The 12,197-nt window shown below is 69.3% G+C and carries 8 protein-coding genes; 1 reads left to right on the forward strand and 7 read right to left on the reverse strand.

Annotated elements, in window-relative coordinates; all coding sequences use genetic code 11:
- Positions 1-30: 30 nt before the first annotated feature.
- The 7 genes from IW248_RS24150 to IW248_RS24180 all read right to left on the reverse strand — a co-directional run bounded on the left by IW248_RS24150 (position 31) and on the right by IW248_RS24180 (position 11,023).
- Positions 31-2,916: a galactose-binding domain-containing protein gene (locus IW248_RS24150; RefSeq protein ID WP_196928798.1), complete on the reverse strand. Its 2,886-nt coding sequence runs from the start codon at positions 2,914-2,916 to the stop codon at positions 31-33.
- 143 nt (positions 2,917-3,059) lie between these two features.
- Positions 3,060-4,718, reverse strand: coding sequence for a glycoside hydrolase family 13 protein (locus IW248_RS24155; RefSeq protein ID WP_196928799.1), 1,659 nt, complete (start codon positions 4,716-4,718; stop codon positions 3,060-3,062).
- A gap of 101 nt (positions 4,719-4,819) precedes the next feature.
- Complete coding sequence (locus IW248_RS24160; RefSeq protein WP_196928800.1) at positions 4,820-5,707, reverse strand: carbohydrate ABC transporter permease; 888 nt, start codon at positions 5,705-5,707, stop codon at positions 4,820-4,822.
- An 11-nt stretch (positions 5,708-5,718) separates the two neighbouring features.
- Positions 5,719-6,675 carry a carbohydrate ABC transporter permease gene (locus IW248_RS24165; protein ID WP_124821582.1) on the reverse strand — a complete coding sequence of 319 codons (957 nt, stop codon included), beginning with the start codon at positions 6,673-6,675 and terminating at the stop codon, positions 5,719-5,721.
- Positions 6,676-6,761: 86 nt separating this feature from the next.
- Positions 6,762-8,141 carry an ABC transporter substrate-binding protein gene (locus tag IW248_RS24170; protein WP_196928801.1) on the reverse strand — a complete coding sequence of 460 codons (1,380 nt, stop codon included), beginning with the start codon at positions 8,139-8,141 and terminating at the stop codon, positions 6,762-6,764.
- A 332-nt stretch (positions 8,142-8,473) separates the two neighbouring features.
- Positions 8,474-9,478, reverse strand: coding sequence for a LacI family DNA-binding transcriptional regulator (locus tag IW248_RS24175; RefSeq protein ID WP_196928802.1), 1,005 nt, complete (start codon positions 9,476-9,478; stop codon positions 8,474-8,476).
- Between the two features lie 69 nt (positions 9,479-9,547).
- Entirely contained in the window at positions 9,548-11,023 is a 1,476-nt protein-coding gene (locus IW248_RS24180) for a dihydrolipoyl dehydrogenase family protein (protein ID WP_307788185.1), read from the reverse strand.
- Between the two features lie 92 nt (positions 11,024-11,115).
- On the opposite strand from IW248_RS24180, the gene IW248_RS24185 reads away from it, so the two are divergent.
- A complete protein-coding gene (locus tag IW248_RS24185; protein WP_196928804.1) occupies positions 11,116-12,192 on the forward strand; it encodes a serine hydrolase domain-containing protein in 1,077 nt (358 codons plus the stop codon).
- The last annotated feature ends 5 nt before the right edge of the window (positions 12,193-12,197 follow it).

Genomic DNA, 12,197 nt, shown 5'->3' on the forward strand with positions numbered 1-12,197 from the left:
TCGGGGGTGGGTGGTGGGTGTATTGCGGGCCTAGCTGGAATAGACCTCGAACTCGCTGAGCTGGCCGGCTGGCCAGCCGCTGTTGCCGGTGACGGTCAGCCGCAGGTACCGCTGGGTGGTCGCCGCGAAGGTCACGGTGACCGTGTTGCCGCTGGACGGGTTGAAGCTGTAGCCGGCGGACGCCTTCAGCGTGCTGAAGGTCGAGCCGTTCGTGGAGCCGAGCACCGCCACCGTCTGCGTACGCGTCTGCCAGGCCGACGAGGGTGGGAGCTTCAGCACGACTCGGGACACCGACCGGTCGGCCCCCAGGTCCACCGTCAGCGACTGCGGGAACGCGTTGTTGGCGCTCTCCCAGTAGGTGTTCGCGTTGCCGTCCACCGCGTTGGGGGCGGCGTACACGTCGGAGTGGCTGGTCTCGGTGATCGACCGCCCGGCCGCCAGGTTGCCGCTGGGCGGCGGCGTGGTCGGGGGCGGGGTCGTCGGCGGTGGGGTCGTCGGGGGCGGGGTGGTCTGGGTGCCGCCGTACACCTCGACCTCGGAGAGTTGCGCGGCCGGCCAGCCGGAGTTGCCGGTGACGGTGACCCGGATGTAGCGGCGGTCACCGGAGGGCAGCCCGATCGACACCGCGTTGCCCGTGCCGGGGGCGAAGACCCGACCGGCGGACGACGCGAGTGTGGTGTACGACGAGCCGTCGCTGGAGCCGAGCACCGACAGCGTCTCGGTGCGTTGCTCCCAGCCGCTGGGCAGCTTGAGCGCCACCCGGTCGACCGACCGGGACGCGCCCAGGTCGATGGTGACCGACTGGGGGAAGGCGTTGTTGGCGCTCTCCCAGTAGGTCGACGCGTTGCCGTCCACCACGTTGGCGGCCGTGTAGTTCTGGTTGGTGCTGGTCGCTGTCGTCGACCGGCCCAGCGCGAGGTTCCCGCTGGTCGGCGGCGGGGTGGTGGGAGGCGGGGTGGTCGGGGGCGGCGTGGTAGGCGGCGGGGTGGTGGTCGGCGGCGGCGAGGTGGGTCCGCCGCCCCACTGGGGGTTCGGCCACGGGCCGCAGTACGGGGTCGGGGTGTACCAGCCGGAGTTGCCGGAGCCCTGGGTGATCTGGAAACCGGCGCCCACGCAGTTGTGCATCGGGTTGCTCTGCGCGATGTTCGTGGCCCGCACGTTGGTGAGCGACACCTGGCTGTTCGCCTGCACCTGGAGCGCGTACGTGCCGGCGCCGTCGATCCGTACGTTGCTGAGGTTGATCCCGTTGGTCTGGCCCTCGATCCAGTGCAGCGCCGCGTACGAGCTGTCCAGGATGTCGGTGTCGGTGATGTTGATGGTGGGGTTCTGGAACGCCTCGTTGAGCGCGGAGAACCAGATCGCGCCGACCCCGAAGTTCCAGTTGTAGTCCGAGTTGCCGTTACGGATCAACGTGTTCCGGGCGATCGTCCAGGTGCCCTGGACTCCGGTGGCGCCCTGCACGCCGGGGTAGCGGTTCGCGACGTGGATACCGCCGCCGTTGGTCAGCGAGTCGGCCGTCACGTTGTCGGTGATCTTGATGTCCCGACCGCCGTAGCTGACCAGGTGGTTCGCCAACAGGGTCACACCGATGGTGTTGTGGGTGAACGAGTTGTTGACGTTCGGCACGCTCTGCGCCCACATCGCCAACGCGTCGTCGCCGGTGTTGCGGACGAACGTGTTCGTCACAGTCGAGTTGGTGACCCCGGTGTGGAAGTTCACCCCGTCCGCGGTCTGGTCCAGGATGCGGCTGTTGCGGATGGTGAAGTTGTCCATCGGGCCGTCCATCCATGCCCCGACCTTTGTGTTCTCCAGCCAGAGGTTGTCGACCACCGAGTCGGTCATCGCCCCGCCCAGCGCGTTGACCTGGTCGTCGTCCACCCGCTCGCGGATGTCGCCGATGATGGCGAAGTCCCGCAGCGTGACGTTACGGCTGGGCCCGTTCGCCTCGTGCGAGCGGACCGGGCCGGTGTAGCCGCCCCCGGGGACGTACTTGCCGTAGATGCCGACGGACCTGTTCCGCTCGGTGGGGTGCCGGCCGCCGAGCACCGAATACCAGGGGCCCGCGCCGCGCACTGTCACCCCGTCGACCACCACGTGATCCCAGAGGGTGAAGGTGCCGGTCGGGATCCAGACCGTCCGGCCCTGGGCCTTGCCGGCGTCCACCGCCGCCTGGAACTTGGCCGTCGAGTCGGTCGCGCCGCTCGGGTCGGCCCCGAAGTCGGTGACCACGTCGAGCACACCGGAGGGCTTCGTGATCGCCGGAGCGACCAGCTCGAAGTCGGCCAGGTCGATGGTGAACGTGGGCGACTGCGCGGTCGAGGAGACCTGGAACCGGATCTTCGTGCCGGCCGGCTGGGTGCTGCCGAACAGCGCCCGGGTCTCGTCGTAGAAGTGGTGCGGGTTGGTGTCGCCCGGGTTGTTGTTGAACGGGTATCCGCCGTAGTACCAGCCGTACCTCGACGTCACCGGGACCGACTTCAGCAGCGAACCGTTGGCCCGCAGGTCGATGGCGGCGTCCCGGCCGGTCCCGGCCGAGCTGTCCGGCAGGCTGTAGCGGAAGGTGACAGCGTTGGCCGGGGCGGTGAGGGTGAACTCGACGTACTCACCGACGGCGTCCAGGGTGACCGCCTCCCGGCCGGACGCCTCGGACGGCAGCGTGCCGTAGCGCCGGTCCGGGCCGATCTTCGTGCCGTTGTGGGCGGTCTCCTCCGCCTCCTGCTCGACGAACGGCACTGTGGCGCCCCGGTTGGGGATGTCGAAGGGGGACAACCCCGCCGCCGAGGCCGGGGTCGCGGTGCCGGTGACCGCGAGGGCGGTCACCGTTGTGGCGGCGAGCACTGTGGCGGCGATGGCGGCCAACAGTGCCCGGGTCGGGTGTCGAAGGTGGTGCGGGGTGCCGGTGGTGTGGTTGGCCATGAGCTGCGCTCTCCCTTTCGTCAGGCAGGCCAGATCCCCCCGTGTCGGTGCGGTGTCGCGCGTCCCCCCTCGGTTCTCCCTTCTTGGTGGCGTGGTGCCGGCGACCGGGACGGGCCGCCGGCACCACGGCGTGCGGAGTCAGGTCAGGCCGGGCCGTCCGCCCCGCGCGGCCCGTCGGTGGATTCGGCGGTACGCAGCCAGACCGCCGTGTCGGACGGCAGCAACCCGTCGTCGAGCGGTCCGCTGGCCAGCAGCAACTCCCCCTGAGCTGGCATCGGCACCGGCGCGGCGGACAGGTTGACCAGGCAGGTGAAGCCACCGCCGCGGCTGAACGCGAGCACCCCGTCCGGGGCGGGCAACCAGGTCAGCTCGCCGTCACCGAGCGCCGGGTCGGCCTTTCGGGCCTGGATCGCCGCCCGGTACAGCTCCAGCATCGAGGCCGAGTCGCCGGTCTGCGCGCTGGCCGTCCGGCCCTTCCAGTCGGCCGGCTGCGGCAGCCAGGGCGCCGCGGCACCCTTGGGGCTGAACTCGAACGGCGGCTCGTCCCCGGCCCACGGCAGCGGTACGCGGCAGCCGTCCCGACCGGGGTCGATCCGGCCGGACCGTTCCCACATCGGGTCCTGCCGCAGCGCGTACGGGATGTCCTCGACCTCGTAGAGGCCCAACTCCTCGCCCTGGTAGACGTAGGCGGCGCCGGGCAGCGACAGCGAGAGCAGCGCGGCGGCGCGGGCCCGGCGGGTGCCCAGCTCCAGGTCGGTGGGTGTCCCCTCGCGCTTCGCGGCGAAGCTGAACCGGGTGTCCGCCCGACCGTAGCGGGTGACGTGTCGGGTGACGTCGTGGTTGGAGAGCACCCAGGTGGCCGGCGCGTTGACCGGCGCGTGGGCGCTCAGCGTCCCGTCGATGCTCTCCCGCAGCGCCGCGGCGTCCCAGGCACAACCGAGGAAGTCGAAGTTGAACGCGGCGTGCAACTCGTCCGGGCGCAGGTAGTTGGCGAACCGCTGCCGGTCCGGCAGCCACACCTCACCGATCAGGGCCCGGTCGGCGTACTCGTCGGCGACCCGACGCCAGCCCCGGTAGATGTCGTGCACCCCGTCGAGGTCGTGGAACGGGTGCGGCTGGTCGGGCTGGACCTCGGGCAGCGTCCCGTCCTTGACCAGGAGCCCGGCCGAGTCGATCCGGATGCCGTCCACGCCCCGGTCGAACCAGAACCGCAGGATGTCCTCGAACTCCTCCCGCACCCGGGGGTGGTCCCAGTTGAAGTCCGGCTGCTGGGGGGCGAAGAGGTGCAGGTACCAGTCGCCGGGGGTGCCGTCCGGGTTGGTGGTACGTGTCCAGGTCTCTCCGCCGAACTCGCCGATCCAGTCGGTGGGTCGCTCGTCGCCGTTCGGGCCGCGGCCGGGTCGGAACCAGAACAGGTCCCGTTCGGGCGCGCCGGGCCCGCCGGCGAGGGCGGCCTGGAACCACGGGTGCGCGTCGGAGCAGTGGTTGGGCACCACGTCGACGATGGTCCGGATGCCCAGCGCGTGCGCCTCCGCGATCAGCGCCTCCACCTCGGTGAGGCTGCCGAAGACCGGGTCGATGTCGCGGTAGTCGGAGACGTCGTAGCCGGCGTCCGCCATCGGCGACGGGTACCAGGGACTGAACCAGATCGCGTCGACGCCGAGCGCGGACAGGTGATGCAGCCGGGACCGGATGCCGGCGATGTCACCGATGCCGTCGCCGTTGCCGTCGGCGAAGCTCCGGGGATACACCTGGTAGATCACCGCTCCCCGCCACCACGGACTTCTGTCAGCTGTGGACACGAGCACCTGCTTTCTGCGTCAGTACGTCGGCGGGTTCGCCGGACCTGGTTATGTGTCGGGCGAACGGTCGTTGTTCGCCGCGCGGAAGGATGCGGTGGTGGCTATCCCTTGATGCTGCCCGTGGTCAGACCGGACATGATGTTCCGTTGGAAGATCAGGAAGATGATGACTGTCGGGATCGCGGCGATGACCGACGCGGCGATCACCACGTTCATCGGCGTGCCACCGGCGAAGGCGTAGATGCCGACGCTCACCGTCCGGGTCTCGGGCGAGGGCATGACCAGCTTGGGCCAGAGGAAGTCCTTCCAGACCGCCGTCACGGCGAAGATCGAGACGACGCCGAGGATGGGACGCGACAGCGGCAGGATGATCGACCACAGCGTGCGCAGCGACGTCGCCCCATCCATGAGGGCGGCCGCCATCAGCTCCTCGGGGATCGAGTCGAAGAACCGCTTCAACAGGAAGATGTTGAACGCGTTGGCGACCAGGGGCAACCAGATGGCGAACGGTGAGTCCAGCAGGTTGATGTGCACGATCGGCAGGTCGATCACTGTCACGTACTGCGGAACGATGAGGACCATCGCCGGGATCATCAACGTCCCCAGCATCAGCGCGAGGATCACGTTGCCGAACATCGGCCGGAGCTTGGACAGCGAGTACGCGGCGGCGGTGTCGAAGACCAGTTGGAACAGCACCGCGCCGATGGCGTAGTAGAACGTGTTGAACAACAGCTTGGCGAGGGCCAGGTTGTTCCACGCGTCGATGTAGTTCTGCGGTTGCGGATCCTTGGGGAACAGCGAGGGTGGGGTCTGCGCGATCTCCTGGCCGGACTTCAGCGCGCCGGTGACCATCCAGTAGAGCGGGCCGAGGAAGACGAGCGTGAACCCCGCCACGACGACGACCAACAGTGTCCAGTAGATGACCTTGCCCCGCCCCCGGCTGAGCTGGGATTGGGAGATGAGGGTCCGGGTTCCGGAATCCTGTGCCATTCCTCGCCGTCCTAGTCCTGTTTCGCAGTCAGCCGCACGTACACGGCGGAGAAGCCGGCCAGCACCACGAGCATGATCACGCCCAGTGCGGCAGCGCCGTTGAGGTCGTTCTGGAAGAACCCGTGCTGGTAGATGAGGTACGCCACCGAGGTCGCGGAGTCCTCAGCGCCCGCACCGTTGGCGAGGATCAGTGGCTCGATGAAGAGCTGCATCGTGGCGACGATCTGCAGCATCGCCAGCAGCGCGAGGATCAGCCGGGTCTGCGGGATCGTCACGTGGACGATCCGCCGCCAGATCCCGGCGCCGTCGAGCTCGGCCGCCTCGTAGAGCTCACCGGGGATGTTCTGCAACGACGCCAGGTAGATGAGCACCGCGCCGCCCATGTTCATCCAGGTCGACGCGACCACCATGGCCGGCATCGTCATCTCGGGCGACTGCATCCACTGCGAGGTGGGCAGGTGCAGTGCCTTCAGGATCGCGTTGAAGAGCCCCGCCTCGCTGGGGTCGTATGCGTAGAACTTGAAGAGGAACAGTGCGGAGGCCGGCGGCAACATCACCGGCAGGTAGACCAGGATCCGCAGGTACCCCTTGGCGTGACGGAACTCGTTGAGCAGGATCGCCACGAAGAACGGCACCACGTACCCGAGGGCGAGCGCGAGCACCGTGAAGTAGAACGTGTTCTGCCAGGCCGTCCAGAAGCTCGGGTCGGCGATGATGCGGGAGTAGTTGTCCCAGCCCACCCACGTGGTCTCGCCACGCCGGGTGCGCTGGAAGCTCATGACGATCCCGCGGATCATCGGGTACCAGGAGAAGACGACGAAGCAGAGCACCGCCCCGATCAGGAACGCGTGACCGGTGAGGTTGTCCCGTACCTTGCGGCCGAGGCTGGTGCGCTGCGGCCTCGCCGAGTACGGCGACGGCGGGCGGCCCGGTTTCCTGGGGGTCTCCGGGACGGTGGTGATCGCCAAGGCAACTCCTGGGTGAGTCGGTGACGTCGAGATGCGGTGCGAGTGGCGTGGGGGTCGGGTCGGCGTCCCGACCCCCACACGATCGGTCAGCTCTCGGCGGCGAGGAGCTGGTTGACCTTCTCCTCGGCGGTCTTGAGCAGCGCGTCGATGTTCGAGTTCGGGTTGGTCAGCACACCTGACATCGCGCCGTCGAGCACCGCGTAGACGGCCTGGGCGTTGCGCGGCTCACCCTTGATCGGGACCGGGGTCGCCTCGAAGAGCGCGAAGTTCGTCGTGTCGACGTTCGCGTTCGCCTTACGCAGCTCCAGCTCCTGCTTCTGCGCGTCACTGCCGTTGGCGAAGAGCAGCGGCTGGGGCAGACCCACCGGGTAGTTCTGCGGCTTGGCCCGGGCGTAGTCGAACTGGCCCTTGCCCGGGGTGAGCTTCTGGTACGCGATCCACTTCAGACCGGCCTTGACCTGCTCGGGCGTGAGGTCCTTCTTGAAGAAGTAGCCCTCGCCGCCACCGAGCGTCCCCTTCGCGGCGCTGTCCTGGCCGGGCAGCGGAGCCATCGCCCAGTCCTGGAACTTGCCCTGGAACTGGCTGACGATCGCCTGGGTGGCGTCCGGCGCGCCGATGAACATGCCGACCTTGCCCGCGCCGGCGTTCGTCAGCAGGTCGCCCCACTGCAGCAGCTGACGGGCGCCCATGCTGTTGTCGCCGTACCGCATGTCCTTGAGGTTCTGCAGGACCTGCTTGCCCATGGCGTTGTTGAAGTCGGCCTTCTTGCCGTCCTCGGTCAGCACCTGGCCGCCCTGCGAGTAGAGCAGGGAGGTGAAGTGCCAGCCGCCGGTGTTGCCTGCGCTGTACTCCGAGTAGCCGGCGATGCCGTTGCCGAGCGCGGAGATCTTCTTGGCGGCGGCCCGGACCTCGGCCCAGGTCTTGGGCGGGTTGTTCACGTCCAACCCGGCCTGCTGGAACAGGGCCTTGTTGTAGACCAGGCCCATCGAGTAGTTCTTCACCGGAACGGCGTAGAGCTTGCCGCCGTCGGTGAAGACCTCCTTGAGCGCCGGGTCGACGCTGTCCCAGGTCGAGATCGCGTCCTTGTTGACGTGCGGACTGATGTCCATCGCCTGACCGGAGTCGAGCACCTGCTGGAGATCGGTCATGTACCCGTAGAAGACGTCGGTCACGGTGCCACCGGCGAGGCGGGCGGTGAAGTCCGGCGGGTTGTTGCACTGCTCGCCGACGCTGACGCTCTTGATGGTGATGTCCGGGTTCTGCTTCTGGAACTCGGCGACGTCGTCGTTCCAGTTCTTCAACAGCTCTTTCTGGGCGCCGACCGGCTGGCAGTCGACAGTGATGGTGACCTTGCCGCCTGCGTTCGAGCCCTTGTCGTCGCTCTTCGTGGAGCATGCCGTGAGGCTGAGCCCCAGGCCGGCCACGAGCGCAACCGCCGCAGCCTTTCGGTATTGCGGTACGGACATCTGTCCATCCCTTCGGGAACGGGTGTCTCCAATGACCTTCGCTGATCTGCGGTGATACGACCTGACGCCCAGTAGCTGCGTCGGAGCCAGGTGTGAGTGGAGTCACTGTAGCGAGGCCGACTCATTTCGGCAAGGTATCGACCCTGTTCCGAAAGGACACGACGCGATGACGACAGATGTTGGCAAGGCCGTGAAAGCAGCCCGGTTTGCTGGCTATTGATCCCTTATGGCCGATCATTCGGCCTCGTCGATGCCGACCGTCGCGAGCAACGACGAAAACGGCCGCCGACCGCAAGAAGCGGTCGACGGCCGAAGCGTCGTACGGGTGGTGCCTAGCGGCGGGGGGCGGGCGCGGTCGAACCCCGCACCACCAACTCCGGCTCGAACAACAACTCGTCCTGGAGGACGCCGGCACCCTCGATCTGGGTGACCAGCAGATCCACGGCGGCCTGCCCCATCGTCTCGATCGGCTGCCGCACTGTGGTCAACGGCGGGTCGGTGCAGGTCATGAACGCGGAGTCGTCGTAACCCACCACCGACACGTCGGCCGGCACCGAACGCCCCAACCGCCGGGCCGCGCGGATCGTGCCCAGCGCCAGCACGTCGCTGGCGCAGATGATGCCTGTCACGCCCCGCTCGACCAACTTCGTCGCGGCGACCCGGGCACCCTCCATCGAGAAGCTGGAGCGTTCGACGCACTCGGCGTCACCCTCGTCCCAGCCGGCGGCCTTCATCATCGCGTCGAGCTTGCGCCGGGACGGCACATGCCCCTCCGGGCCGAGCACCATCCCGATCCGCTCGTGCCCGAGCGAGCGCAGGTGCCCGTACGCCTGCTCCACCGCCACCGCGTCGTCGGTGGAGACCCGGGGGAAACCCAGCTCGTCCACACCAGCGTTGACCAGCACCACCGGAAGCCCCCGGTCGGTCAGCCGACGGTAGTGGTCGTGTTTGGCGTCGGCGAGCGCGTACGACCCACCAGCGAAGATCACTCCGGAGACCTGGTGGTCGAGGAGCATCTCCACGTAGTCCATTTCGGAGACCCCGCCGATGGTCCGGGCACAGAGCGCCGGGGTGTAGCCGCGCTGGGCCAGAGTGCCGGTGACGACCTCGGCCAGCGCAGGGAAGATCGGGTTCTGCAACTCGGGCAACACCAGCCCGACCAGCCGGGCGCGTTCGCCGCGCAACTTGGTCGGCCGCTCGTAACCGAGCACGTCCAACGCCGTCAGCACGGCCGTCCGGGTCGCCTCGGAGACTCCGTCGCGGCCGTTGAGCACCCGGCTGACGGTGGCCTCGCTGACGCCCGCCTTCTTGGCAACTTCAGTCAACCGCTTGGTCACGGTCGCAATCGTACGTCACCTGAATGAAAGAAATGAACAGCGATTTGCCCAGTGTTTGCCGTCCAGGCGTCAGGACAGGTCGCCCAAAGCGCTTTCGATGGCCCGGTGGAAGGTGGGGTACGCGTAGATCATGTGCCGGAGCTGACTCAGCGGCACCGCCGCGTGCACCGCCACCACCAGTGCGGACAGCACCTCGCCGCCGGCCGGGCCGACCGACGTCGCGCCGATCAGCACGCCCTGGTCGGCGTCCGCGACGAGCTTGATGAAACCGTCGTCGCCAACCCGGTGGATCCAGCCTCGGGTCGAGCTGCCGAGTTTGGTGAAACCCACCTGCACGTTGATGCCACGCTCGCGAGCCTGCTGCTCGGTGAGCCCGACCGCGCCGATCTCGGGGTCGGTGAAGGTCACCCGAGGCAGCGCGCGGTAGTCGGCTCGCGGGACGGTGCCGGCCGATCCGCTCGATCCGCTGGCGGCCAGCGAGCTGGACGCGCCCATCGCTCCGCCGACCACGCTGGACGTGCCGCTGGCGTCCGCCCCGGCCTTCGCCTGCCGGGCAGTGGCCAGGATGTCGGCGATCACGATCCCCGCCTGGTACATGGCGATGTGGGTGAAGGCGCCCTCGCCGGTCAGGTCGCCGACCGCCCAGACGTGGTCGGTGACGTGCAGCCGGTCGTCGACCGGGAGGTAACGCTGGTTGGCGTCCAGGCCGATCGTGTCGAGACCCAGCTCGGTGAGGTGGGCCTTGCGTCCGGTCACCACCAGCAGCCGTTCGGCGGTGAACTCCGCGCCGCCGCCACCGCGCAGCGTGAACCTGGTGCCGTCGTGCTCGACCCGTTCGGCGCGTACCCCGGTGTGGATCTCCACGCCGTCGGCGCGCAGCGCCGCGGCGGCGACCTCGGAAGCCTCGGGTTCCTCGATGGCCAGCACCCGGTCGAGCGCCTCGACCACTGTGACCCGGACCCCGAAGCGGGCGAAGACCTGCGCCAACTCCAGGCCGATCGCGCCGCCGCCCAGCACGAGCAGCGACTCCGGCAGCTCCTCGACCTCGATCGCCTGGTGGTTCGTCCAGTACGGCGTGTCGGCCAGGCCGTCGATCGGCGGCACCGACGGACGGGTGCCGGTGCCCAGCACCACCCCGTGTCGGGCCTCGAACACCTGGTCACCGACGCGGACCCGGCGCGGGCCGTCGAGCCGGCCGCTGCCCCGCACGAGCCGGCCGCCCTTGCCGATGAACCGCTCCGCCGCGACAGTGTCGTCCCAGGTGTCGGTGGCTTCCTCGCGGATCCGCTTCGCCACCGGCGCCCAGTCCGGCTGGACCTGCGCCGTCCCGGCGAGCCCGTCGACCCGGCGAGCCTCGGCGAGCGCGTTGGCCGCTCTGATCATCATCTTGCTCGGGATGCAGCCCCAGTACGGGCATTCCCCGCCGACGAGATCCCGTTCGACGCCGACGACGCTCAGGCCGGCCTCGGCGAGCCGTTCGGCCACCTCCTCGCCGCCGACTCCGAGCCCGACAACTACCACGTCCACCAGCTCCGGCTCCGCCACACCGAACAGCATCCCCCAGCGACAGCACCCCGACCACCGGGGTCGCCGGAAAAGTCGGCACGCTCACCGGCCCGTACGCCTACCGTGGCCGGATGCACGCACGCTTCGCTCCGGTCCGGGACTGCTTCCACGACCTGCTCGCCTCCGGCCGGGAAACCGGGGCCGGCCTGACCATCTGGTACGACGGGCAGCCGGTCGTGGACCTGGTCGGCGGCTCCCGCAGCGGCCACGGGCCGGGCGGCGAGCCCTGGCTGCCGGACACGCTCGTGAACGTCTACTCGGTCGGCAAACCGGTGGCCGCGCTCTGCCTGTTGCTGCTCGTCGACCGGGGAACCGTCGATCTCGACGCGGCCGTGGACAGGTACTGGCCGGAGTTCCGCACCCCCGCCACCGTGCGGCAGGCGTTGTCACACACCGCCGGGCTGCCTGCCTTTCCGGTGCCGCGACCGGCCACCGCGATCGCCGACTGGGCGCTGCTCACCGGCGACCTGGCTGCCGCCGACCCCGAGTGGTCGCCCGGCTCGGTCGCCGGGGAACACGCCTGGACGTACGGGCACCTGGTGGGCGAGCTGGTCCGCCGAGTCGACGGACGGTCGGTGGGCCGGTTCCTGGCCGAGGAGATCGCCGACCGGTGGCAGCTCGACCTCGGCTTCGGGCTGACCGAGGCGGACCAGCGGCGCTGCGCGGACCTGCGGTACGGCGACCCGCAGTGGCCGAGCCGGGCGCTCGGTGAGGCGGGCTCGCTGCGGGCGCGGGCGATGGGCAACCCGGCCGGTGGGCTGGACCTGACCGTGTTGAACAGCCCGATGTGGCGGGGCGCCGAGGTGCCCGCGGTCAACCTGCACGCCACCGCGCCCAGCCTGGCCCGGCTCTACGCCGGTCTGCTGGCCGGTGGTGTCCTGGACGGGGTTCGGCTTTTCAGCCCAGAGCTGGTGGCGGAGGCGACAGGGGTCCAGTACGACGGGCCGGACCTGGTGTTGGACCGCGACGCCCACTGGACGCTGGGCATGCAGTGGGAGCCGGACGGCAGTTGGGGCATGGGTGGCATCGGCGGCAGCAGCGCGTGGGCCGACCCCGAGCGCGGTTACACCTTCACGTACGCCACGGCGCACCTCGCCGAGCACGACCGGGTGGACGATCTGGTCGAGGCGCTGCACTCCTGCCTCTGAGGCCG

Source organism: Micromonospora ureilytica, from assembly GCF_015751765.1.
GTDB lineage: Bacteria > Actinomycetota > Actinomycetes > Mycobacteriales > Micromonosporaceae > Micromonospora > Micromonospora ureilytica.

Bases quoted from the DNA above. Each gene is read 5' to 3' on its own strand.
- IW248_RS24150 (WP_196928798.1), bottom strand. From the start codon at position 2,916: ATGGCCAACCACACCACCGGCACCCCGCACCACCTTCGACACCCGACC.
- IW248_RS24160 (WP_196928800.1), bottom strand. From the start codon at position 5,707: ATGGCACAGGATTCCGGAACCCGGACCCTCATCTCCCAATCCCAGCTC.
- IW248_RS24170 (WP_196928801.1), bottom strand. From the start codon at position 8,141: ATGTCCGTACCGCAATACCGAAAGGCTGCGGCGGTTGCGCTCGTGGCC.
- IW248_RS24185 (WP_196928804.1), top strand. From the start codon at position 11,116: ATGCACGCACGCTTCGCTCCGGTCCGGGACTGCTTCCACGACCTGCTC.